Source organism: Streptomyces griseus (assembly GCF_001715295.1).
Lineage (GTDB): Bacteria > Actinomycetota > Actinomycetes > Streptomycetales > Streptomycetaceae > Streptomyces > Streptomyces griseus_G.
Genome location: NZ_MDKB01000004.1, coordinates 690,459 through 714,640, shown reverse-complemented (window position 1 = coordinate 714,640; position 24,182 = coordinate 690,459). Strand labels below are relative to the sequence as shown.

The window sequence follows — 24,182 nt, the reverse complement described above, 5'->3', positions numbered from 1 at the left end:
CCCGCGGAGCGGGTACCCCATCGCTGCGCGATGGGCAAACGAACACCCGCGCTGCGCGCGGGTGTTGCGCTCACGCTCCGCGTGAGCGCTGGCGGATGGCTGCGCCATCCGCGCACCGAGCCCGCTGCGCGGGTTCGGTGACGGTCCGTCCGCTGCGCTCCCGGACTAGCGGTACGACGTCCCGCTAACAGGCTTCCGCTTCGCTCCAGCCTGGCGGGCGAGTCCGCTGCGCTCCCCCGCCTGACGGTCCTTCCGGCTGCGCCTCCAGAACTGTTGAGGCCCGCTGGCGCGGGCCGGGCTGGCTATAAGAGGTGAGGGTCGTTTGTATGTGTGGGTTCCAATGTAGCGCGCGGCTCAGGATGATGCAGCATGTAGGATTGGCGAAAAGTAGGTAGGGGTTGAGATGTCAATCGATGAGGGAATCCCCGAGGGGCTTACCCGTAGGGCACAGTACTTTATTGGGTGCCACGGCTACTGGACTGGTCGCGGTGATGTCAAGCAGTCCAGAGCTCTCTGGAGAGGGCACGGCACTCCTGAGGAGCAGATCGATCGGGTGGCCGCCTTCGAAGCTGTCTGGGGTGGCCTGGCCCTTCCCCCGTCTCCTCACTACGACGGGGGCCCTCGGGCGTTCCGCGGGGGCGTTCCCAAAGGGCCGGCCCCTGACTGGTTCTTCGAGGCCGGGGCGCAGCGTACGGCTCTTCCCTATGCGTTCGTGGTAGGGCCGAGCGGGGAGTTCGGGCTCGAGGCCGGGAAGTGGGTGCCCTTGCATGCGAGTGTCGAGGGGTGGGTGGAGGCCTTGGCGTTGGCGGATCACGCCCGTCGGTGTGCGCGTACGACCACGACGCTGACAGGCGTTGCCGTGGACGAGCTTGAGCTGGACGGGTTCGAGGTCGTGCCAGAGGTCGCCGGCTTTGCGGACACCTGGTGGCGCGGCACCGACTCTCTGATCGCCGTCTACCGCGGCGAAGCCGAAGTCATGGAATCACCGCGCTGCCAGACAGCCACCATCTACGCCGGACTGGACGCGTGGGGGCTCAGAGGACTCGACGACATCGGCACACCCTCGAAATAACCTCACGCCCCGGCACCCTGAAGCCCGTCCCGGAAAGGGAGTCCGAATATGCAGGACATCTCACTCAGGAAACACCAGGTAGATCAGCGCTCCGCGTTTCGTAAGTGGGTGGGATTTCCTGCAAAGTCATCTGTGCCCCCGCAGGGTGCCCGGGGCACGATCGTGTCAGCGACCGGGTCGGGCAAGACGATCACGGCCGCCGCGTGCGCGCTGGAGTCGTTCGCGGACGGCCGGATCCTCGTCACCGTGCCAACCCTGGACCTGCTCGTGCAGACCACCCAGGCGTGGCACGCGATGAGACACCGGGCGCCGATGGTCGCGGTGTGCTCGCTGGAGAACGACGCGGTCCTGAACGAGCTGGGCGTGCGCACCACCACGAACCCGATTCAGCTGGCCCTGTGGGCCGGTTCCGGACCGGTCGTCGTGTTCGCCACGTACGCCTCCCTGGTGGACCGCGAGGACCCGGAGGACCCGACGGGCCGCCGGAAGGTTCGCGGGCCGCTGGAGGCCGCTCTGGCGGGCGGTGAGCGGCTCTACGGCCAGCGCATGGACGGCTTCGACCTCGCCATCGTGGACGAGGCCCACGGAACCGCCGGTGATCTCGGTCGTCCGTGGGCGGCGATCCACGACAACCAGCGGATCCCCGCCGACTTCCGGCTCTACCTGACCGCGACCCCGCGCATCCTCGCCGCCCCCCAGCCGCGGAAGGACACCGGCGGTCAGGAGGTGGAGCTCGCGACGATGGCCGACGACCCGAACGGGACCTACGGCGCGTGGCTCGCGGAGCTCGGGCTGTCGGAGGCGATCGAGCGGGAGATCCTCGCCGGGTTCGAGATCGACGTCCTGGAGATCCACGACCCCTCCCCCGTCCTCGGGGAGTCCGAGGAGGCGCGGCGGGGCCGGCGCCTGGCGCTGCTGCAGACCGCACTCCTGGAGCACGCCGCCGCCTGGAACCTGCGCACTGTGATGACGTTCCACCAGAAGGTCGAGGAAGCCGCCGCGTTCGCCAAGAAGCTCCCAGAGACGGCCACCGCGCTGTACATGAACGACGCCTCCGACGCCGACCTGGTGGCCGCCGGGAAGCTGCCCGCGTCGTCGATCGAGGCCGAGTTCTACGAGCTGGAGGCCGGCCGTCACGTACCCCCGGACCGGATGTGGTCGGCGTGGCTGTGCGGCGACCACCTCGTCGCCGAACGCCGCGAGGTGATCCGCCAGTTCGCCAACGGCATCGACGCCAACAACCGCCGGGTCCACCGCGCCTTCCTCGCCAGCGTCCGCGTCCTCGGCGAAGGCGTCGACATCACCGGCGAACGAGGCGTGGAGGCGGTGTGCTTCGCCGACACCCGCGGCTCCCAGGTCGAGATCGTGCAGAACATCGGGCGGGCCCTCCGGCTCAACCGCGACGGCAGCACGAAGGTGGCCAGGATCATCGTGCCCGTCTTCCTGGAGCCGAACGAGGACCCCGAGGACATGGTCGCCTCCGCCAGCTTCAAGCCGCTCGTCGCCGTCCTCCAGGGCCTGCGCTCGCATGACGAGCGCCTGGTCGAGCAGCTCGCCTCCCGGGCGCTCACGAGCGGCAAGCGCAAGGTCCACCTGCGACGCGACGAGGACGGGCGGATCGTCGGGGCCGGTGGCGCGGGCGGAGGCGAGGACGAGGAGGGCGACGGCGCCGACGGCACTGCCGAGGCGGCGCTGCTGCACTTCTCCAGTCCGCGCGACGCGGCGACGATCGCGGCGTTCCTGCGGACCCGGGTGTACCGGCCGGAATCGCTGGTGTGGCTGGAGGGCTACCAGGCCCTGATCCGCTGGCGGAAGGAGAACGACATCACCGGCGTCCACGCCGTCCCCTACGACGTCGAGGTCGCAGTCGGCGTCACCACGGACTTCCCCCTCGGGCGCTGGGTTCACCAGCAGCGCAAGGCCCTGCGCGCCGGCGAACTCGAGAAGCGGCGCAAGACCCTGCTGGACGCGCCGGAGGCCGGGATGCTCTGGGAACCGGGCGAGGAGGCGTGGGAGACCAAGCTCGCCGCCCTGCGGTCCTACCGGCGCGCCTCCGGGCACCTCGCGCCGCGCCAGGACGCGATGTGGGGCGAAGGGGAGGCGATGGTGCCCATCGGGCAGCACATGGCCAACCTGCGCCGCAAGGGCGGCCTGGGGAAGGACCCGAAGCGGGCGGCGGAGCGCGCGAAGCAGCTGGCGGCGGTCGACCCGGACTGGAACTGCCCTTGGCCGCTGAGCTGGCAGCGGCACTACCGGGTGCTCGCCGACCTGGTCGAGGCCGACGGCGTCCTGCCCTACATCGCGCCCGGCGTCACGTTCGAGGGCGACGACATCGGCACGTGGCGGTGGCGGCAGCAGGAGCCGGGCACCTGGGCGCAGCTGATGCCCGAGCAGCGCGAGCGCCTGGAGGCGCTGGGCGTGCGGGGCGCGACCCTCCCCGTGGCCATCGCCCCGGCGACGACGTCCGCGACGAAGGGTCCGAGCAAGGCACAGCAGGCATTCCAGCGCGGCCTGGCAGCCCTCGCCCAGTACATCGCCCGCGAAGGAGAGTCCTCGGTGAAGCGGACTCACCGGGAGAAGGTCGTCATCGACGGCCAGGAGCACGACCTGGCGCTGGGGATTTGGTACTCCAACCAGAAGCAACGCCGCGACAAGCTCACCGCAGAACAACTGGACGCACTACGGAAGCTGGACGTGAGGTGGGCGTAGAGCCGGAGGTCAGCCGCAACTGCCTGCGGCTACGCCGCTCAGCGAGGGGTTCCGTCAGTTCCGCAACGCGACGTGGCAGCTGGAACTCGCGGCGTTTGTGCTGCGCCATGCCCCAGTGCGTGCTTGCCGGGGGTGTTTGCGTGCTGCACGGTGGGCGGTCAGCATGCCGGAGACACGATGCAGAGCGGGGGAGAAACCGTACAACCCGGCTGCCGCCCTACTGGTCTGTCTTGTGCAACCCGGCACGGGCATCCCAGGCACACGGAGTGAGGCGCAGTGTCTAAGGTCATCTACCTGGATCAAAATCATTGGATCACGATGGCGCGGGCACGCTTTGCGCCCGAGAAGATCCAAAAGGCTGAGGAGCGCGAAGCCGCCACTGCATTGTGGGAGTTGGCCGCGACCGGGCAGGTCCGGTTGCCGCTGTCGATGGCCCACCTCGTAGAGACCGCTCACCGCGGCTTGAAGTCCAGCCGTCGTCGGCTCGCACGAGCCATGTTGGACGGCTACGGCGGGTGGCACATGCTCAATCCGCTGGTCGTCCGACGGTACGAGTTGGTGGGCGCGTTCAGCGGGACGAAGCTGACGGCAACGGACGTCTTCACCACCGCCGCGAACTCCCCCTTCTTCAACTACACGCCCTCGATCAGCGCTGCCGCGCCGACCGCCGCCCATCGCCCGGCCGGCCTTCCCTGGCAGGTGGCCTGGGCAAGCGCCCTGCTGGAGGACACGCTTTCTCCGGAGGAACTGGCCGCCAGCAATGCGGTCATCGAGCGATGGGCCGCTACCCTCTCGACGCTCGCCCAGTACATGCGGGACCATCCAGGAGATCGCGACATACGTCTGGTGACGGCCGCACACATGCTGAGCGATCAGGGCAGAGACATCGCCCAGGCACTCCTGATCGCTGGTATCAGCAGCGAGAACGCCTCTGCTCTCCTGAACGAGGAAACGGTGGTCGACTTCTTTGCTCGCTTGCCCTTCAACGGCGGAGTACTGGAGATCACCCAGGCCCGCTTGCGCAACGCATCGGACAAGTGGGTACGCAACGACCTAAATGATCTGTTCTACCTTGCCTGTGCCGCAGGCTATGCCGACCACGTCGTCGCGGAGAAGAAGACCGGCGTCTTCCTCCAGCAGGCGTCGCGCGGGCTCAACACCCCGCGCGCCTTGGTTCACGTCAATCTGCGCTCCCTCGTGCACGACCTCCAGACGCCGCAGGAGACGGGCCGTCACCCCTAGCATGGGCGCGGGTCCGCTCGCGGCGCCAGCGTCCTCTCGGCCTACGGACGCAGGATGAGTCGGCGCGCAAGACAGCCAGCCCGGACCACCTCGCGTGTATTGCGGCCGGGACACAGACTCTCACCACGTTCGGCGGTGATCCTTGAGCAGGCCCCGCTGACCGGGGCACTCTGACCTCTGTCCGTCACCATCTCCGTCCCCCGTTCTGCGCCTATAGCCCAGGTTCGCCGGTCGTTCGCCCTATACGGCGGATCTCGGTCACGAGTGGCCACCTCTGTGAGAGAGCTGGCAGCTCCGATAGCCATAGGGGTCAAGAGCCGGGGAGAGTCATGGGAAAGATCAGCAATGGAATCGAACGAGCACTGCTGACGCGCCCGGTACCTACAGGCACCTCGGCATTGCGTTTCCTCATGAGATCCGAGAAAGGCTCCACGAGGAAGGTGGCACGTCTTCTGGGCGTTTCACAGCGAACCGTGCAGCGGTGGGTGACGAAGAGGCCCGGGGCGCGGCGCACGCCGGGTCCGCTGCAGGTCCGGGCTATCGAGGAAGCGGTCCTGGCTCGGTGGCAGCCCCGGATACGAGCCCGTCGGCGTGCCCAGGCAGAGGCAGAGGGGTTCGTCTTCCATACCCGGGCGCGATTTGGCTTCGCCGCGCCAGCAGGTTCCTCGGACGATCCGCGGGTGCGGTGGATCACCCAGGACCTGCCGGGAGAGGTAGCCCGGGAGCTATTCGCCGCCCGGGACGCTGGCGCGGGCGAGCAGCAGCAGACGGTGATCCTCGCCCGCGCGCTGGGACACAGCTACTTCCGCGAATGGGGCCGCCGGGCTCACGGTCTGCACATCGTCTTCAGCGACGTCGAGTTCGCCGACTTCTCGATCGACTGAGCCTGCCTCTTCGAGCGAACGCGTCAGGGTGTTCAGTGTCGTGAGGCTCTGATGCGACTGATCGGCACCGCTTCGTACCTCTCGGCTTCCTGCCGCTCACGCCAGTCCCACTCAACACGGCCGACCGGGCCTTGGCGGCGGGCTGCGGGCGGCTGGGGCGGGCGCAGCTTGGCCGTCTCCGCCACGCGCAGCAGGTGCGCACGGTCACCTGGCGCGGCGAGCAGTTCCTGGTCCTCGCCGGAGACGAGCCGGGTGAAGCAGGCCGCCGCTCGCAGGAAGACGCCCGCCCAGGGTGGTACGGGGTAGGCGGCGCAGCCGTCGGTGTAGCGGGCGCGGTCGTGCAGGGCGAGCGTGGCCGCGGCGGTGTCGTAGTCGCGGGGGCGGGCGGTGGCGAGTTGCTGGAGGGAGGCGCCGGTGAACAGCGCGGCGGCAACGGCCGCGGCCAGGCGAGGGTGTGCGGTCGCCGCGTGCAGCCGGTGGGCGACTTTCTGGGTGGTGTGCGCGGTGAGAACCACGGGTGGTGGGCGGTGCCGGAAGGCGATCGGCGGCGGCATGCACGGATCGATGCAGGGGCGAGGGCTGTCGTAGGAGACGAGGCGGTCCAGTGCGGGCAGGGTGAGCCACCGGTCTGCCGGCCCGGCGGGTTTGTCTGCGGGCGGGGGTTCGGTGATAGGCGTGCCGTAGTAGTGGCGGCGGGCTGCCTCGAAGTCGGTGGTGACGGAGTAGTCGGCCGTCCGCAGGGCCTGGTGCAGGGCGGCGGGAAGGTGAGGGCGGTGGCAGACCAGGGTCAGGTGGATACCAGTGAGGGCATGCAGCCGCAGGAGGCGCATCGCGCGGCGGGCGGTGAGGCGGTGGGCTCGCAGGACGGTCAGCCGGGTCACGGGCAGGGCGGTCATCCAGGCCGTGGCGGCTTCCCAGGCGGGCTGACGGCCGCCGGGAAAGCGGCCCGGGAGCAGGGGCGGTTTGCCCAGGGCGGCGAGAAGATCGTGGGCGAGGCCGGTCTCGCTGGTGGTGCCCGGGCCGGGGTGCAGGGTGATCCGGCCAGCCGGCAGGTGGTGGGCGGCCAGGGCCGTATGCGTGTACAGCGCGTCGTCGTGGCGGTCGAGAACCACGGTGACGGGCGGCAGCGGCGGGGCGAGAGGCACGGGCGGTGGGGTGTCAGGCGAGGCGGCTGAAGGCCCAGCGCAGCAGCTCTTGGTCGACGCGGGGGCGGCCGGTGCGTGCCAGGGCGGTGCGGGCGTGGGCGGTCAGCTGGGCCCAGGCGCGGAAGTTGCCGTGCGCGGCATGCTGGTCGGCGAAGGCGATGTCGTCGGGGTCGGCGTGGGCCCAGATCGGGTGGAACAGGGGGATGACGTCGAGGACCTCGCTGGGGGTGAGGCGGGTGAAGTGCTGCCAGATGAAGATGCGGGAGGAGAGCATCGGTTCGCGGCGCAGCACGGTGTGGCAGCCCTCGCCGCCGACGAAGACGACCGCGAAGCGGGTGGCGGGCTCGTCCCAGAGGTAGCGGAAGTACTCGAACGCCTCCCCGTTGAGCCACTGGGCCTCGTCGACCAGAAAGGTGCGGGGGCGCTCGGCCAGGGCGGTCTTGAGCAGACGGTCGAATTCGCTGGGGTGGCGGGGCGGCTCGCCGGCCAGGTCGAGCGCGGTGAACAGCTCGTAGCGCACCGCTCGGGCGGTGGGGCGGGCGCGGAAGGTGACCCGTCGTACATCCTCGCTCGGTTCGAGCTCGCGCAGGCAGGTGTTGACCGCGAGCGTCTTACCGAAGCCGGCGCCGCCGTGGATACACATCATGGCCCGCGCGGCAACGGTGTCGGCGATGTTCTCCCGTGCGGTGAGCAGGGCCCGGGTGGTGACCACGGAGGCATCGGGCAGGTCGACGTACTGGTAGGTGGCAGCGGTCACGTGGCGTCTCCTGCGGGTCGGGAGTCGGGCTCCGGCGCAACGTCCGCTGACGGGTCGGCTGGAGCGGAGGCGGGCGGGGCTGGCACTGTGCTGGCCGCGAGGGCGGGCGGGGTGCGCCAGTACGCCGGAGGCGGGGCGGGCGGGATCAAGTCGGGGAGTGCCAGCCGTGCGACGTCGGTGTAGTCGGCGGCGGCGAGTTCACGATCGGCCTGGGCGGCCGTGACGGCTCCCAGCCGCTGGGCGGGCTCCGCGCTGGTGGTGGGGGCGAATCGCTGGCGGCGCAGGCGTTCGGCGGCCTTCGTGTCGGCCCGCAGGCGCCGGGCGCGCTCCGCGCGTGCCTCGCGCAGCGCCTGCAGTTGCTCGGGGGTGGCCGCGTCCGCGAGGTGCGCCGGGCCGAGGTGGCGGCCGCGGGCGTCGCAGACCTCGATCTCGTGGTCGTGGTGGGGCATGTAACGCACGCGGACCTGGCGGCCGGCCTGGCCGGTCATCCACGCGGCGGTGTAGGTGCGGCCGCGCCAGCTCACGCCATGGCTGGTCAGCTTCCGGGGCCGGCCGTCGTCCTCGAGGGTGAAGGCCCACAGGTCGGCGGCGGGGATGTCGGTGACAGGGGTCGGATCGGCCTGCCACGCCTCCAGCGGCGTACGGCCCGACAGGGCTTTCGGGCGGTGCGCGGTGTTCCACCAGTTCGTCCACTCCAGGACCTCTGCGGTGAAGTCCTGGAACGACAGGGCGGACAGCGCCCCCGCGGGACGTCCGCGCCGCTCCGAGCGGGGCCTGGTGGGCCCGGCGGTGTAGCCGGGCAGGGCGGCGAACAGCATCCGGTCCGCAGCCCGGTTGAGGCTTTCCACCGTGCCTTTCAGATGCGGGCTGTAGGCGGGTAAGTCCTTGACCGTCACACCCATCGCACCGAGCGCGGTGGTTACGGCGGCCGACAGGAAGTCCTTGCCCCGGTCCATCCTCACCAGCTCCGGCACTCCCCCGGCCGGGCCGTAGGGATCGTCCCGCACCACTGCGGCGCGCAAAGCAGCCAGTACCGACGCGCGGGAGGGATGGCCCGGGGTGACAGCGGTACCGGTGATGACCTTAGTGGCGGTGTCGATGAACCAGGTGATCCACGGGCGCACCAGGTCGCCGTCAGCGTCGACCAGCAGCGGGGCCTGGACGTGGTCAGTCTCCCAGGCGTAGTTGCGCCATGACGCCGGCCGCTTGCCGAACACGTCATGGGCGCGTGCTGCCTCCGGTCCGCTGGCGAGACCGGCGCGCTCCCCCGCCGTCAGATCGCGGCGCAGCGCGCGCAGGAACGTCGACAGGGACGGGACCGGATCCAGCAGCGGCACCTGCGACAGGGCTGCCCCGCCCGGCACAGCCACCAGGCCGGGCGGGACGGGCCCAGCAGCGCCGGACGTATGTGCTGGTACGCCCCCGGCCTCGGCTGCGGCGCGCTCCACGAGCTGGCGGTGGACTGCGGAGGCGTTGCCGTGCCAGTACGCCAGCAGCACCCGGATTTCCGCGGTGATCTCGAACCTGCTCGTGTGGCGGGCTCCGGGGTGCGCAGCCGCCTCCGGGCTCTGGGACGCCTCAGCCAGCCACCGCCACACCGTGCGCTCCGATGCCCCCAGGCACTCCCCCGCCAGCCGCACGTGCTGCCGCGATAGACCGCCCCGGGCCCGCAGCGCCAGCAGGCGGCGCACCGCAGGCGCCCGCAGCGCAACCAGCGACTGCTTTCCGAGCACGCCGGCCGGATCCCCCGACGGTGGCGGCCACTGTCCTCCCACGTCAACGCCGTGGCCGCCGTTGGTGTCCCTCGATCCGCTGTCCGTCATCTCGCCGTTTCCCTCCTTGCCGAACGGGGTGAGGTTCTCTGCCGCCGGAACCGATGCGTCCCGGGCGCGTGAGAGTGGCGGTCATGAGTACGGACCGAGCCGGGCGCAGGCCTGGTCGATCGCGTCCCGATCCACACCCGCACCGGGGGCGCGGCCCCGGGCTGCACAGACATGTGAGGTGATCTTCGCCCAGGTACGGAAGTTGCCGCGGGCGGTCTGCTCATCCGCCCGCCCCAGGTCGGCCGGGTCAGCGTCCTCCCACACCGGGTGGAACAGACCCAGCGTCCGCGGTACGTCCTGCATGTCGAGGCGGCTGACCTGGTGCCAGGTCAGAACCCGGGAATGCATCGCCGCGGCTCGGGCCAGCGCCCGCTCGCTGCCCGCCCCGCACAGCACCAGGGCAGCCGCACAGCCCGGCGAGTCCCACAGCTGCCGCAGGTAGTCCAGCACCGGCGGCGACAGACGCTGCGCGTCGTCGAGGAACAGCACACCCGGCTCAGCCAGCGCCTCAGCCAGCGCTTGGTCGGCCGGTCCGGCCCGGTGGGTCAAGGACCCCGACGGCAGTCCCAGCGCCTCGCACAACGCGGCCCGCACCTGCGGCAGCCCGGGCCTGACTCCCACCACCGCCCGCCACACCGGCACCCGGGCAGGCAGCAGATGCAGAGCCTGCTCGACCGCGACCGTCTTCCCCAGCCCCGTGTCCCCGTATACACAGCCGATCCCCCGCGCGGCGACCGTATGCCCCACCGCCTCCACCACCCCGGCCACCTGCCGCGTGGACACCAGCCGCGCTCCCGGCGCGTACAGGCGCACTCCACCCGACACCCGGGTACGCGAAGCGGTCTTCACCACGCCGGGCCGCTGTTCACCGCCCGTGCCGGACGGCATGGCATCCGGGCCGTCCACGACCGGCGGACCGTTCGCACCCTCTGCGAAGCCGAGTTCGGCCAGCGCCCGGTCGTACCGGCTCGGCTCCACCCGGCCCGACGCCGCCCGGGCGACCTGAAGCACCCGGCCCGCCCGCAATTCGTCCTTGATCGCACGGTGCAGGGTCGCCAAGGACGGCACAAACTCCGCCCCCCAGTGCTCCAGGACGCCCTCGTCCTGCGCCCGGAGCATCCTTCGGCGCAGTTCGGCGACGTTCCCGCCCGCCTGGGTCAGCACCTCCCACAAGGCGTCCCCCACCACGAACCCGCCCTGCCGTGGCCGCGCCTCCAGCCGCCCCTCGCGTCCCTCGGCCAGCCACCGCCATACCGTCCGCTCCGTCACGCCCGCCAAACCGGCCGCGATCCGCACGTGCAACGACGACAGACCGCCCTCACCCCGGTCCACCACGAGCAGCCGCCGCACCACCACAGCCCGCACCACCCGCCCGGCCTCCGCCGAACCAGGCGGACCCGGCGCCGTCTCCCCCACCGGGGTTCCCGAACCCGTCACAAGGCCAACCCCACCGCCCCGGCCACCCCCTCCACACGAAGACCGGCAAACCCAACACAGCCGGGCCGCGATCTGCTAGCCGCACCGTGTCAGCCACCCGGTCACCCCATGACAGCAGCGGTCTCCCACCCGCGACCGCCGACCACCCGGCTAACCGCAGACAGCTGTCGAAGGTGGCTGCTGTGCAACGCCAAATCCTTTGCTGGCCGCCCGTATTGTGTGGTGAAGTGCCCCATGGGCTCCCGCACGAAGCGACGCGAAGCGCGCAACAAGAGACATCGCCGTTCCGTGCCGGAGACGCTGGTGCTCGATCCCCACGCGCAGGTCATAGCGGATTCCTTGACCACCATGACCACGCTCATGGCCTCCTTCACTGGCGACGACCCTGCATCTGAGGCTGACGCGACCTTCGCCACGGCGATCGAGGAGTTCGTCGTGGAGGTGCGGCGTTTCGACGCGATGCGGCTTATCGAGGTGGCTCGTCAGCGATTCTTGCCGATGGCCCGCGAGGGCGAGATACCTGTCACTGCGGAAGCGGGCGCGGTCTACGTCGAACTGCTGGCGCTGATTGCTCTGACCGCCCGGCAGGAGGCAGGGACGACGGTCGGGCCCGAAGCCGGATTTCAGGAGATGAGCCACTTCGTCTCCAGCGCGAAGGAAGAGCTGAGCAAGGTCCTCCACCTTGCTCAGCTGCGTTCATTCGCGCGTGCTGACCCGAACGACAAGTTCGCCATGATGTCTTTGTTCATTCGGGGCGCCGAAGTATGGATGCGCAATCCGTCATATCCGGAAATGGTAGAGGAAACCAATCTGGCGCTCCTTGACGGCGTTGAGAGCGTCCGCGCAGCCCTGCAGGCGCAACTGGGCTTCGACGCCGCGGATGCAATTGCCGTCCTCAACGCCTGCCACGACCTGCAGCAGGACAGACTGAACGACCGCATTGAGGCGATGGGCAATGCGGTCCTGGACGCGATGGCGGCGGAGGACGAAGGCCGGGCGGACAGGCAGCTAACGGAGCAGGCCATGCTCAGCGTCACGTCGATGTTCGAGCCACCTGCCGAGCAGGCCACTGTCACGATCGACGACATCGTTGCGCATACGAGCCTGCCGGAAGAATGTGTCCGGGCCGTTGTCGAGCGGTTCCGCCTGGACCTGGGGACGGACAGTCCGATAGATGTCGTCGAGGCGTTCACCAGCGGAAGGAACCCGCTGCGAACACGGCCACTCATCGTGGGCGCAGACGGGCGTCTGATGCTGCCGCACCCGGCGTTGAACGTGTTCGCTGTGCGGGAGAACCTCGAGGAACACCTGAAGAAGACAGCTCCGGTGTGGAGCCAGTACGCCAAGCATCGCGGAGACCTTCTCGAATCCCGCACACACGCCGCGCTGGAGCGTGTCCTTCCCGGCGCTCGTTTCCGGGACGGATTGGAGTACTACCTACCCGCGAGCGATGATGAAGCTGAGGCCGCCGACCCCTCGAAGTACACCAAACGGGCCGAGGGCGACCACCTCATCGTCCTCGACGATGTCGCCATCATCGTGGAGGACAAGGCCGTCGCTTTGAGCGCCCTATCCCGCGGGGGCAAGGCGGCACGGATCCGTACCGACCTGACCGGCATCATCACCAAAGCAGCCGACCAGGCCGGGCGCATGCGCGACGCCATCGAGCGGGACGGCGGCCTCCGCACCAAGAACGAGGGATGGATCGACCTCAGCCAAATCCGTGAGATCCACACCATCGCCGTCAGTCTCGATGACCTATCAACGGTCCTGACTGCCACCGCCGAGCTGGTGCGGGCCGGCCTGCTGGCCGAGGGCAACATTCCATGGACGGTATCTCTGCACGATCTCGAGCTGATCACCGAACTGGTGGCACGTCCGGCCGAGTTCCTGCTGTACCTGCGTCGGCGCCGCAACCCCGACGTCACCGTGATGTTCCACGCGCCCGACGAAATGGATCTGTTCCTGTACTTCTTCGAGGCAGGCCTTTGGGTGGAACCCGACCCGGTGCAGGTGCGTGCGGCGTTCCCCTTCCTGCCCGAGCCGGCCACAGCCGAACTGCGCCGCTACCGAACAAGAAGTCCTGCGTTCCTGACCAGCCGAACCGATGCGCTGGACCAGTGGTTCNCACACCCAAGACCGCGACGGCGCGCGCTCAGCACTGGCGCCCAAGCCGGCGATGGTGCCATCACCGCTCACGCCATTGGTCGACGAGTTGCAGTCCCGCAATGTCACTGGATGGCTGAGCATCGGCGCCACGCTGCTGTCTGGGGCAACCGACGTGCAGCACAAATTCGCCCGCCACGGCAGCGAACTCCTCGACAGTCCGAGCCCCAAGGGCCGTAGCCTGACCGTGCCGCTCACGGCCAGCGTCGACCCGGCAGAGGGCTGGCTGTTCGTGTGGGCCACCCATCCGGCTGGAGCCGATTCCGAAGAGACGGACAGGAGGCTCCGCAACTACCTCCGAGCTAAGAAGCACCAACTCGGTCTGCCGCGAGGCGTCGTCTTCCTCTACGACCAATCAACCCGCAAGCTCCTCGATATTTGCTACGACGGGCACACCGGACCGCTTGATGCTGCTCAGACGGCCATCTTGTCGTCCTTGCGGCCGCCCTCAGAGCTTCATCGCTCGATCCACCCGAACGCCAAGCGGCCGCAAGGCGACACGAGGAACGCAACACGGCACAAGCGGAAACGATAGGAACAGCCCTCGCCAGAAGCCCCTCCTGCGACACCAACGCCGCCGATCATGGGCCTACGTCACATCTCGACGCACTGCGGCGTCGGTGAGCAGCCGGATCCGCAGGACAGGCTCGTGCGCCTTCTGCGGCCCTCGGCTTCGTCCACGAGCGCCTGGAAAGATCTCCGTCGCGGTATGCCGACAACATCGGCCTACGACAAACCCCCGACAGGAACAGCCACCCCCACGACAGCGAACCTGCCCCACCCCAGCTGCTCAACGGCAGCCATTTGGTCACCTCATGACAGCAGACCAGCACACATCCACAGCGCATGACCAGGCAATCAACAACCGAACACCGCTGACGCACAACCCCTGCCACTAACACGCCCACTCACACTGGCGCCGCGAGCGAGATGACCGTCTCGTCCACGCCGGACAGGCGCGTCTGCCACTTCTTGACGATCCTCGGCCCGAAGGAGCTGTCCCGGTCGCGGGACACGGTCATCTCCACCGGGCCGACATCGGTCAGAACGGTCTCGGCCCAGGTGCCGGTACGTGACGTGCCGCCGTTCTTCCCAGCCTGGATCGTGCTTGCCGAACCCGAGGTGATCGTGATCTCGCCCTCGGGAGCCGACTCCAGGAGCTGCTTGGTGGAGCTTGTGGCGCCGGGTCCCAGGGTGACAGGCCACCGTCGACCACCTGCTCAGACCGGCGTCGTGTCTTCCCTCAGCGAGCGCTGGTACTGACCAGGCGTCCGCCCGACGAGTGTCGTGAACGCGTCGATGAAAGCGCTCGGGTTCGCCCATCCGCAGGCGCTGGCCGTATTGATCACCGAGACCTCGCCGGCGAGCAGCAGAAGTGCGTGGTGGACGCGGAGCTGTGTGCGCCACTGGGGGTAGCTCATTCCGGTCTCCTGCCGGAAGAGCCTGCTCAGAGTGCGCTCGCTCGCCCCGACCTGGTGTCCGATTTCGCTCAGCGTGAGAGGGTTCGAGATCCCCTCCTCCACCAGGGCGGCAGCGGCACGGAGCCGGTCGTCATGGGGCTCGGGAAGATGCAGCGGCTGTTCGGGCGCGGTGCTGATGTCGTCGATGACCACCCGGCGCAGACGCGAGCGCGCGCTCGCTGACCGGCGTTCGGAACCGGTGAGGGTCAGAATCGCTTCACGCGCGAGCGGCGTCATGACGAGCACAGCGGGATGCGCGGGCAACAGTGCGGCCAGGCTCGGTGCCATGAAGACGATGCGCATGTCGGTCCGGCCGTGGGCGCGGTGCTGGTGCTCGAAGCCCGCCGGAATCCATACGACCCGGTTCGACGGGGCGATCCACGCACCCACCGAGGCCACGAGCGAGAGCACGCCGGTGGCCGGGTAGACCAGGTGTCCGCGCGTGTGCTTGTGCTCGGGTGTGCGGTCGTCGTGCCCGAGCAGGAAGACGTGCTCACGGAGGACGTGTTCACGCTGCTTCGCTGTGTGGCGGGTTTCAGGCATCACTCGTCAGTTTATCGGTTGGTCGCCTCGTCTCCCCTGGGCTGGACTGGGGGCAGAACCGGCGCCTCCTGGCCGGCGGCAATCGCGCGCCAGGCCGGACACATCCCGGCCGGGAACCGAAAGGACCGTTGACGTGACCAGTCTTCTCCAGGAACCGACACCCCGAACACGGCTCGGCACAGGTGTCCGCGGCAGACTCGGCACCGCCGTGACGGCGATCGGCCTGCTCGCGGCCGCCTTCAACCTGCGCACAGGTGTCGCTTCGGTCGGCCCGGTGCTCTCGGACATCAAGGCGGATCTCGGTCTCTCCGAGGTCGTCGTGAGCCTCCTCACCACCATTCCCGTCGTCGCGTTCGGTGCCTTCGCGTTCGTCGCTCCGGCATTGACCCGCCGTCTGGGCCTGCATCGGCTCCTCGGAACGACGATGCTCGCGCTCGCCGCCGGCATCGCCCTGCGTCTCGGGCCCGGCCTCGCCGGGCTCTTCACGGGCACCGTCGTCATCGGTGCGTCGATCGCGATCGCCAACGTCATCATGCCCGCCGCGATCAACCGGGACTTCTCCCACCGCGTCGGCCTGATGATGGGGCTGTACGCGACCGCGCTCTCCGTCGGTGCCGCGTTCGCGGCAGGTGCCACGGTGCCGTTGCTCGCATGGGCGGGCGGCGGCTGGCGACCCGCTCTGGGGATGTGGGCCGTTCCCGCCCTCATCGCCTTCGCCGCCCTCGTCCCGCGGTTGCGGCCCGCTCCCGTCCGCGATCCCCGGACCCGTGATGTCGCCGACGCCCTGCCCGAGGCCGGTGAGCCCTCCGTCCGCGCCCTGATGCACGATCCGGTCGCCTGGGCCGTGACCGCGCTCATGGGCCTCCAGAGCATGAGCTACTACGCGGCCCTGACCTGGGTTCCCACCCTGTTCCAGGACGCGGGTACGGACACGGACACGGCAGGCTGGATGCTGTCGTACTCGGCCTTGCTCGGCATCGCCGCCTCACTCGTGACACCCGCGATCGCCAGGCGGACCCGCCCGGCGTGGCTTCCCGTCGCGGTTGCCGTCGTGTTGACCGCTAGCGCCTTCATCGGCCTGGCCGTGGCGCCCGTACCGGCCGCGTACGTGTGGATGACCATGCTGGGACTCGGCCAGGGGGCCTCGCTCAGCCTGTCCCTCACCTACATCGTCTGGCGCTCCCCCGACGCCAGGCACACCGGCCACGTCTCGATGATGGCCCAGGGACTCGGATACCTCATGGCCGGCTCCGGTCCCATCGGCCTGGGAGCGCTCCACACCGCCACGCGAGGCTGGACCATCCCGCTCCTGGCACTGGTCGGCCTGCTCGTCCTGCAGCTGTGGGCCGGCGTACTCGCAAGCCGAGAACGTCACGTCCTCGACACCCACGGCTGACGGAGGGGCTCGGTCTCGGGCAGCACAAGGCCTGCCGCGCACGTGGGTGGTAGGGCGCAAAAGCCGTGGAATGCCGCGAACGTCGGGGAAGTTGCTCACAGCACCACCTGAGGCCCAGCACCTCGCCCACTGTCCGACTAGGCTCTCTCCGGTCTACTCGCCCGCTCCCTCCGGGGCGAGACCCGCGGCACCGGCGGGACGCACGGATGGACCGTCTCCATGGGCCGGTCGCCGGTGACTCGGGTTCAGCGGAGAACGCCGCACCTCCGTCGGTGCACTCCCCCGGCTCTTCGCTCTCCCGCCGCAGTACTGAACTTGATCGGGTGATGTCGGGCTGTTCGCCGGACAGCGCGTAGGTGGCTTCGGTAGTCCTGGTGGGGTGAGATATCCGCAGGGTGGTGGCTTGACGGACGCCGAGAGGGCCGCTCGGGAGCTGGTCCGGCTGCAGGCCGTGGCTTGCTTCGAGGGCGGGGAGAAGAATCGGGAGATCGCTGCCGCGTTGCGGGTCTCGGAGCGGTCGGTGGAACGCTGGCGGCGTCAGTGGCGCGAGGAGGGCCTGGCCGGGTTGGCGTCGAGGGGATCAGCCCGGCGAGCGGTCCCGTCTGATCTACGCGATCCGCGAGTACCGGGGCCGCAAGGACGAACCGAAGGGCTTCGGCTGGAAGGACTACCGCGACCTCGTCATCCGCGCCCACAACCAGCTCGGCGGACCGATCGTGCTCGTGTGGGACAACATGCGCATGCACCTGGTCGCGCCACTGCAGGAGTTCTTCGAGGCCAACGCCGCCTGGATCACCGTGTTCCAGCTACCGACCTACGCACCGGACCTCAACCCGCAGGAGGGCATCTGGTCCCTGGTCAAACGCGACATCGGCAACCTCGCCGCCGCCGACCTGGGTCAGATCACCCGCGCGGTGAAGCGCAAGCTCAAGATGCTTCAGTACCAGCCTGCGGTCATCGACGGCTGCCTGGCGGGCACTGGCCTGGTACTTGACCATGAGGGAGACGGTTGTCAGGAGCAGTCGGAGTGATAGGCGAAGGGTCTGTCGGGGCACCGGAGGCATTCGAAGAGGTAGATGCCGCCCATGTCACCGAGCATGAGCCCTGGTGGGCGCTGGATCCGTGTGCGTTCCTCGTAGGGCAGGTCCCAGATTGTGCCCGTGGCGGGGGTGTCCTCGATGGGTAGCCAGGTCCGCCAGCTCTCGCCGTCGAACTCGGAGGAGTTGATAGTGAGCAGGTGGTCCATGCGCTGGTTGCAGGTCGGGCACGTGGGCCAGAACGGGTCCTGCGTCCAGGTCGGGTAGCCACCGACCTTGATTCCGTCGGACACGGAGAGGTGCGACCAGTAGGACCAGCCGGTTTCCTCCTCCAATTGCTCAAACCTGTCCTCGAGTGCATCTGCGACGCCTTCGGGCAGATCCCAGTTCGGGTAGTCGGTGACGCGTTCCGGATGCAGGACGCATGGGTCCGGGAGGTAGCCATTGTGCGTGCCGGTAGGGCGGGGCGGGGCTGCTTCGACATCGACCAGGGAACTGTCCCGCCAGAAGACCTCGGGGCGAGGCACGTAGCCATACTCGTGATCAAACGGACACCACAACACCTGCAGCAGATCCATTCCAGTAGGGAACGGCAGCTCAGGCACGTCGGCGGCGAAGATTTGAAGGACTGGCACCAGCGAGATCGACCCCACTCCCGGCGGGGAGAGGGCCGTGCGTGGGTGGTCGTCGTCGCAGCGGGGCCACGGCTGCGAACGTGGCCACAGCAGCGGTCCGCCGAGTGAGCTTTCACGCGTACTGGGATTACCGACACGCGGATGCAGTCGGACGGCATCCCGACGATGAACGATCACCTCGGGGAACAGAGCCTCGACGTCGAGAGGGCGCGGCCGAGTAGTGCGAGCCATCTGAAGTGCTCCTCATAGGCCGGGTTGAGTTCGCCACGGATGACCGCAGCGGCCTGCAGAGTAGTGCTGAAGGGAGCCCGGGCCTACCACTGGGTATCCCATGTCTCGTCCGGAAGCCCCACTTGGTCAGATCGACATCACGTATTCAAGTTCAGTAGCGGATCGGCCCCTCTCCGGATGCGGACGGAGTCGGGAGTACGGGTATGTCACTTCGCCGCGTACGGACGTCCGGGTCAGGTGTGTCTGAACCGATGTCGCTAGGTCACCGCGCTCCGCTCAGGAGCGAGGTGACACCCCGGTCAGTGGCATGCGGGCCTCGTGGGGTTGTCGTTCCGGGCGCCTGACAGCGCTGCTTCTACCGCCGCCTCGGCGTGTAGTCGTGCGGTGGCGAAGACCGGAACGGGACTGTCGCCGGGGCCGATGAGAAGCTCGATCTCGGTGCAGCCCAGGATGATGCCTTCAGCCCCGGCGGCGATAAGATCCTTGATGACCTCTTGATAAGCTGTGCGCGATTCGTCCCGCACAATTCCGAGGCAGAGTTCCTCGTAGATCACGCGGTGCACGAGTGCGCGCCCCTCGGGATCCGGGATACTGACATCGAGGCCGCCCGCTTCGAGACGGCCCCGGTAGAAGTCCTGCTCCATGGTGAACGCTGTTCCCAGCAGTCCGACCCGGCGCAGGCCCGATGCCCTTACAGCGTCTGCGGTGGCGTCAGCCAGGTGCAGCAGCGGGATGGACACTGACGCCTCGACAACGTCGGCGACCTTGTGCATGGTATTGGTACAGATGAGCATCAGGTCAGCGCCGGCCGCCTCAAGGGACTGAGCGGCCACAGCCAGGATCTCGCCGGCATCCGCCCAGCGTCCCTGGACCTGCAACTGCTCGATCTCCGCGAAATCAACCGAATAAAGCACGCATCGGGCCGAATGGAGCCCGCCAAGCCGGTCGCGCGTGAATTCGTTCAAGAACCGGTAGTACTCCGCTGTCGACTCCCAGCTCATCCCGCCGATCAGCCCGATCGTCTTCATTGCCCTGCTCCTCAACACTGCCTCCGAGTTGCATTCGCTCACCACCGACCATCCTTCCATGAGCGGAATAAGCGATATGATCAACCTTCATACCTCGCCGTGCTCGCCCACGCCCTCCTGGCCGTCACCGCCGCCCAGGAGCACCAAAAGGGGAAGCCGGTCACGACACCCGACCTCGTGGACCTCACCCCGGCCGAGATCCGCCGTCTACCGGCAACTCCCCACCGTCGTCCTGCTCGACAGGGCAAGCACGCGCTGAACTGGTCGAGATGGTGCCGCCGACACCAGGCCCGGGCCCGCCACTGTCACCACACACGGCGCGGCCACTCGTTCGCGGGACGGGGCGGGCGAACCCGCCCCGCACTCACCCAGCCACGGGTGAGCACAACCCGCCAGGTCAGCGACCGGATCTCCGCGCCTGCGCCACTTACCCTCAGATGACGACGTCCAACTGACACTCCCCCGCAGAACCATCACGCGCCGCGAAACCGGCGAGGGTGTCCGACGGACGGCCGCAGGCGGGAAGAGCTCGCCCATCCGGCTCCGCCACGCGCGTGCGAAGTCGGCGAAGGCGTTCGCGCCGCCGAAAAGGTGCCGCTCATCGTTGTCGCGAATCTTCCGTTCAGGCTGTCGAGCCGGTCCGAGCAACCGTGATCACACCCTTCCTACTACAGTTTCCGCATGCACCGGAATCTCGGAACAAGGTTAACGAGGTGGCGAATTGAGCACGATTGCGATCGTCGGCGCAGGTCCACAGCTGGGACGCGCGATCGGTCGGCGGTTCGCCGCCGAGGGGTTCGACGTGGCGCTGATCGCCCGCAACCGTACGACGCTCCGGGCGGTGGCCGATAATCTGTCCGATACCGGCGTCCGTGTCGGGGTGTTCCCCGCCGACGTCACTGATCGTCCTGCTCTGCACGCGGCGCTGACCACCGCCGAGGAGCGGCTGGGGCCGATCGACGTTCTCGAGTACTCACCCGCGCCCTCCCCGGCAGACCTGCGCCGCGCGCCGCTCGTCGAGGCCACGAAGGTCACCGTCGACTCGGTTCTGGCCCAGCTGGATCTCTACCTGCTCGGCGGTGTCGCGGCCGTGCAGCACGTCCTGCCCGGCATGCTGGAGCGCGGCACGGGGACGGTCCTGGTCAGCAGTGGCGCGGGGTCGGGCCCGGTGATCGCCCCGCACGTCGCGAACGTCCAGATCGCCACCGGTGGAATGCGCAACTGGATCCTCAACCTGCATGCGGCACTTTCCGGTACAGGCGTCTACGCCGCGCACGTGGCGATCGCTGCCTTCATCGGCCAGGGGGGCCATGACTCCCAGCCTCGGACGATGGCCGACGCCTACTGGCGGCTGCATACCGAACGCACCGAGGCCGAGCTGGTCGTCCAAGACCTGCCGGACGACTACCTGGAACGGGGCCTGGCGGACAAGTTCGTCGAGTCCTGAGCCGCTGACGGCTTCGCGGGTCGTCGCCAGGCGCGTAAGTTCGGGAGCCCGGCGCCGTGGGCCCCGGTCTGCCGCTCGGCCAGGTCGCGGTTCACCGCCCCCCGGCCCGGGAGATCGCCAGGACCGCCGTCCGCAGTGCCGTCCGAGCTGCGGCGGTCCGGGTTCCGCCCTCGTCGGGGGCGACCAGGGCCAGCGCGTCCAGCGCGTCACCACGACGGTCCAGGATCGTGGCGGCGACGGTTGACATGGTGGTGGGCCCGGAACGCAGGGGGCTGGGCACCGCCATGGCGCAGATGCCCGCCGTGCGGACGGCGGCCATGAGCCGGCGCAGGAGCGCCACGAGCAGCGACGGAGGGAGTTGCAGGTGAACGGTGGTGCGGGCGGGGAAGGTTCGCCGACGGCCGCCGCGTACGCCTCGTTCAGCTCGGGCAGGTGGGCGGGTCGGTGAGGTGGACGCGGAGCATCATGACGTCCTTCAGTGCGGCGCCGGCCGCCTTGAGGACGGCGGTGACATTGCGCAGGGTCTGCGTGGTCTGCTCGGCGAAGGTGGTGCCGACGACCGCGCCGGTGGCCGGGTCGAACGGGAGTTGGCCGGAGACCTGGAAAAGCGGACCCTTACGGATGCCCTGGGACAGCGGGGCTGCCGGAGTGGGTGCGTTCTCGGTGGTGATGACGCTTTTCATGGGTGTCTCCTTGACGAAGGGTGCACAGAGCGATCTGTGCGAGGGGGTCAGGCCCAGGCCTGTCGTTCCTGGCTGCGGGGGTCGTCGACCTGGGTCCACTCGGCGTCGATGTGCATGGTGGTCCGGCGTGTGGTGTCGTACTGGTCCCAGCCGGGGTTGCCGTTCCTGGCGAAGCGGACCCAGGCCTCGTGCGTGCGGGTGGCAAGGTCCGCGGGGGGCTTGTCGGGGCCGAGCAGGACGCCCTCGCCCGCCAACTGCGGGAGTTCGGCGAGGTCGAAGACGAAGGGGAGTTCCATCGTGTGGGTGGCGCCGAGGTCTCCGCCCAGGGCCTGGGAACGCCAGGCGAACTCGTAGCTGAACGTGGCGGACCGGGAGTGGGCGGCATGTGCGCCGACCAGGGCCCAGCTGCCGGCGCCGAACAGCGCGTCACCCATGATGGCCGACCGCAGCTCACCGAAGGACGCTTCGGGGCGGGTGTTGCGGTACGTATTGACGAGCTGCGCGGGCTTCGGGTGCGAGCGCGCCGCCGTATCGTCGACATCGTCGGCGGTCGCAGTTGCGTACGTGTCCACCGGGACCAGGTAGAGGTTTCCCTCCTCGGTGTTGGTCCCGACGAGCAGGTCGACATCGGCGCTCAGGCCGGCGCCGACGGATACGGCGGGCTGTGTGTCGAGCACCAGGCTGAAGGGGCTGAGGCCGATCAGCGGATCGTGGTGCGTCTCGGTCCGCAGGTCGATGCCCGCGAGCCGGGAGGCGGCCTCCACCAGGCGCTCGTCGGAGATGTCCGCGAAGGCCTCGGTGTGCGGCTCGATGCCCAGTTCCTCGGCCACGGCCCTGGTGACACGGGCGGCCTGCTCGGAGGTGAACGCCCCCAGACCGCTGCCGCTCTGCACGATCGCCCGGCGGAACAGGCCCGCGGCCTCAGGGGTGGCGAGGATGCCGCCGACGACCGTCGCCCCGGCCGACTGGCCGAACAGGGTGACGTTGTCCGGGTCACCACCGAAGGCGGCGATGTTCTCCCGCACCCAGCGCAGCGCCGCGACGACATCGAGCAGGCCGCGGTTGGCGGGCGCCCCGGGGATGTCGAGGAACCCGGCGATGCCCAGCCGGTAGTTGAGTGTGACCAGGACGACGCCGTCACGGGCGAAGGCGGAACCGTCGTACAGGGCGGACCGCGTTGACCCGGCGACGAACCCGCCGCCGTGGACGAACACCATCACGGACCGAGCGTCGTCCGCGGCGGTGGGCTGGAAGACGTTGACGGTGAGGTAGTCCTCACCACGGCTCCAGCCGGCGCCGAAGTAGGGGGCCATGTCGATGCTGCCGAGTTTCCGCTCGGACTGCGGGGCATTGGGGCCGGGCACGGTGGCATCCCGTACGCCGTCCCAGGGCTCGTGCGGCTGCGGCGGGGCGAACCGGCCGGCGCCCATCGGAGGAGCGGCGTAGGGGATGTTCAGGAAGGTGGCGGTGCCGTCGTCCTGGCGGAGACCGCGGACGGCTCCCTGTGCGACGGTGACGACGGGCTCGGGTTCGTGGCTCACAGCTATGCCTTTCCGGGGCGTCAGCCCTGCTCGGAGTACGGGGCGAAGGGTGCCCAGCCCTTGATGTCGAATGTGTTGCCGTGACGCGCGATTTCGGCGGCTCCGTGCCCACCCAGGTGCGCGGGGATCAGGAGCGCGTTGTTGTCGGCCGCCCAGCCCAGCACCTTGCGGCGGGTGGTGCGGGCACCCGCCGGGTCCTCGCAGAAGCAGCTGTTGGCGTCCGGTTCGACGATCTGCACCGGGTTGTGCAGCAGGTCACCGACGAACACCGCGCGGTCCGTCCCTGAGGTGAGGGTCAGCACGGAGGAGCCGGGGGTGTGTCCGGGAGCCGCGTCCAGGCGCAGGTCGGCGTCGATCTGGTGGCTGTACTCCCACAGCAGCGTCCGGCCGGCCTGGTGGACCGGGGCCACGCTGTCCTCGAAGACGTTCTGGTTGCCGCGGCCGGGCAGCGACTGGTGGCCGTTTGCCGGGTTCCAGAAGTCGAAGTCGTCCTTCGGCATCAGATAGGTGGCGTTGGGAAAGGTCGGAACCCAGCTCCGCCCGTCCAGGTACGTGTTCCAGCCGACGTGATCGATGTGCAGATGCGTGTTGATCACGATGTCCACGTCCTCGGGCTGGACACCTGCTCGGGCGAGGTTGGCCAGGAAGTCCGTCTCCAGATGGCTCCAGACCGGCGCGTACGGGCGCTCCTTGTGATTGCCCACACCAGTGTCGACCAGGATGGTCTTGCCTCCGCTGCGCAGCAGCCAGGTCTGGATCGCGGAATTCACGGTGTTGGTCCCGGAGTCCAGGAAATGCGGGGCCAGCCAGTGGACGCCGTCCTTCCAGACTTCCTTCGAGCTTTCCGGGAAGAAGGCGTGGGGCTCCATTTCAACAGACCCGTAGTATTCCCGAACGCGAGTGATGGAGACGTTGCCGAGCGTGATCTGTTCCATGCGATTTCCCT

The 24,182-nt window shown here is 69.0% G+C and carries 18 protein-coding genes and 2 pseudogenes; 8 read left to right on the top strand and 12 right to left on the bottom strand.

All coding sequences use genetic code 11. The annotated features are described in order from the left end of the window. Positions 1 to 403: 403 nt before the first annotated feature. The 4 genes from BA175_RS24860 (at position 404) to tpg (ending at position 5,907) form a co-directional block, all read left to right on the top strand. Complete coding sequence (locus BA175_RS24860) at positions 404 to 1,072, top strand: hypothetical protein (protein ID WP_069173695.1); 669 nt, start codon at positions 404 to 406, stop codon at positions 1,070 to 1,072. Positions 1,073 to 1,120: 48 nt separating this feature from the next. Beyond that, complete coding sequence (locus BA175_RS24855) at positions 1,121 to 3,781, top strand: DEAD/DEAH box helicase (protein ID WP_079159774.1); 2,661 nt, start codon at positions 1,121 to 1,123, stop codon at positions 3,779 to 3,781. A 276-nt stretch (positions 3,782 to 4,057) separates the two neighbouring features. Next, entirely contained in the window at positions 4,058 to 5,023 is a 966-nt protein-coding gene (locus tag BA175_RS24850) for a hypothetical protein (protein WP_069173693.1), read from the top strand. A 329-nt stretch (positions 5,024 to 5,352) separates the two neighbouring features. Next, positions 5,353 to 5,907, top strand: coding sequence for a telomere-protecting terminal protein Tpg (gene tpg, locus BA175_RS32335; protein ID WP_107407635.1), 555 nt, complete (start codon positions 5,353 to 5,355; stop codon positions 5,905 to 5,907). 32 nt (positions 5,908 to 5,939) lie between these two features. Here tpg and BA175_RS24840 read toward each other — a convergent pair whose 3' ends face one another. The 4 genes from BA175_RS24840 to BA175_RS24825 all read right to left on the bottom strand — a co-directional run bounded on the left by BA175_RS24840 (position 5,940) and on the right by BA175_RS24825 (position 11,000). Further along, the gene (locus tag BA175_RS24840; protein WP_229758425.1) at positions 5,940 to 7,052 is read right to left on the bottom strand and encodes a hypothetical protein; all 1,113 of its coding nucleotides are present in this window, start codon (positions 7,050 to 7,052) and stop codon (positions 5,940 to 5,942) included. 13 nt (positions 7,053 to 7,065) lie between these two features. Further along, the gene (locus BA175_RS24835; protein WP_069173692.1) at positions 7,066 to 7,809 is read right to left on the bottom strand and encodes an ATP-binding protein; all 744 of its coding nucleotides are present in this window, start codon (positions 7,807 to 7,809) and stop codon (positions 7,066 to 7,068) included. Next, a complete protein-coding gene (locus BA175_RS24830; RefSeq protein WP_254667970.1) occupies positions 7,806 to 9,542 on the bottom strand; it encodes a transposase family protein in 1,737 nt (578 codons plus the stop codon). The genes BA175_RS24835 and BA175_RS24830 overlap by 4 nt, the downstream gene beginning before the upstream one ends. 171 nt (positions 9,543 to 9,713) lie before the next feature. After that, positions 9,714 to 11,000, bottom strand: coding sequence for an ATP-binding protein (locus BA175_RS24825; RefSeq protein WP_069173691.1), 1,287 nt, complete (start codon positions 10,998 to 11,000; stop codon positions 9,714 to 9,716). Between the two features lie 2,197 nt (positions 11,001 to 13,197). Here BA175_RS24825 and BA175_RS32005 point away from each other — a divergent pair. Continuing rightward, a pseudogene (locus BA175_RS32005) lies at positions 13,198 to 13,770 on the top strand (preprotein translocase subunit SecA); the annotation flags it as partial. Positions 13,771 to 14,143: 373 nt separating this feature from the next. Here the strand turns inward: BA175_RS32005 and BA175_RS30760 are convergent. Together BA175_RS30760 and BA175_RS24810 are read right to left on the bottom strand one after the other, a co-directional pair. Beyond that, positions 14,144 to 14,428 carry a transposase gene (locus tag BA175_RS30760; protein WP_107407634.1) on the bottom strand — a complete coding sequence of 95 codons (285 nt, stop codon included), beginning with the start codon at positions 14,426 to 14,428 and terminating at the stop codon, positions 14,144 to 14,146. 27 nt (positions 14,429 to 14,455) lie between these two features. Further along, a complete protein-coding gene (locus BA175_RS24810; RefSeq protein WP_069173690.1) occupies positions 14,456 to 15,238 on the bottom strand; it encodes an AraC family transcriptional regulator in 783 nt (260 codons plus the stop codon). 133 nt (positions 15,239 to 15,371) lie between these two features. Here BA175_RS24810 and BA175_RS24805 point away from each other — a divergent pair, with 133 nt between their 5' ends. Together BA175_RS24805 and BA175_RS32330 are read left to right on the top strand one after the other, a co-directional pair. Further along, entirely contained in the window at positions 15,372 to 16,634 is a 1,263-nt protein-coding gene (locus BA175_RS24805) for a CynX/NimT family MFS transporter (RefSeq protein ID WP_069173689.1), read from the top strand. Positions 16,635 to 17,013: 379 nt separating this feature from the next. Then, positions 17,014 to 17,665 (top strand): annotated as a pseudogene (locus BA175_RS32330) (transposase). Here the strand turns inward: BA175_RS32330 and BA175_RS24795 are convergent. Further along, on the bottom strand, positions 17,647 to 18,249 hold the full coding sequence (locus BA175_RS24795; RefSeq protein ID WP_368073324.1) for a hypothetical protein: 603 nt from the start codon (positions 18,247 to 18,249) through the stop codon (positions 17,647 to 17,649). The pseudogene BA175_RS32330 and the gene BA175_RS24795 sit on opposite strands and share 19 nt — an antisense overlap. Positions 18,250 to 18,836: 587 nt before the next feature. Then, a complete protein-coding gene (locus BA175_RS24790) occupies positions 18,837 to 19,565 on the bottom strand; it encodes an aspartate/glutamate racemase family protein (RefSeq protein WP_069173687.1) in 729 nt (242 codons plus the stop codon). A gap of 721 nt (positions 19,566 to 20,286) precedes the next feature. On the opposite strand from BA175_RS24790, the gene BA175_RS24785 reads away from it, so the two are divergent. Further along, the gene (locus BA175_RS24785; RefSeq protein WP_069173686.1) at positions 20,287 to 21,012 is read left to right on the top strand and encodes an SDR family NAD(P)-dependent oxidoreductase; all 726 of its coding nucleotides are present in this window, start codon (positions 20,287 to 20,289) and stop codon (positions 21,010 to 21,012) included. 91 nt (positions 21,013 to 21,103) lie between these two features. Here BA175_RS24785 and BA175_RS31995 read toward each other — a convergent pair whose 3' ends face one another. The 4 genes from BA175_RS31995 to BA175_RS24770 all read right to left on the bottom strand — a co-directional run bounded on the left by BA175_RS31995 (position 21,104) and on the right by BA175_RS24770 (position 24,171). Beyond that, on the bottom strand, positions 21,104 to 21,352 hold the full coding sequence (locus BA175_RS31995) for a hypothetical protein (RefSeq protein ID WP_254667968.1): 249 nt from the start codon (positions 21,350 to 21,352) through the stop codon (positions 21,104 to 21,106). A gap of 79 nt (positions 21,353 to 21,431) precedes the next feature. Next, positions 21,432 to 21,695, bottom strand: a complete 264-nt coding sequence (locus BA175_RS31990) for a Rid family hydrolase (RefSeq protein WP_254667967.1) — start codon at positions 21,693 to 21,695, stop codon at positions 21,432 to 21,434. A 47-nt stretch (positions 21,696 to 21,742) separates the two neighbouring features. Next, on the bottom strand, positions 21,743 to 23,236 hold the full coding sequence (locus tag BA175_RS24775; RefSeq protein WP_069173685.1) for a carboxylesterase/lipase family protein: 1,494 nt from the start codon (positions 23,234 to 23,236) through the stop codon (positions 21,743 to 21,745). A 20-nt stretch (positions 23,237 to 23,256) separates the two neighbouring features. Then, positions 23,257 to 24,171 (bottom strand): MBL fold metallo-hydrolase, encoded by a 915-nt coding sequence (locus tag BA175_RS24770; RefSeq protein WP_069173684.1) that lies wholly within the window; start codon positions 24,169 to 24,171, stop codon positions 23,257 to 23,259. Positions 24,172 to 24,182 lie beyond the last annotated feature (11 nt).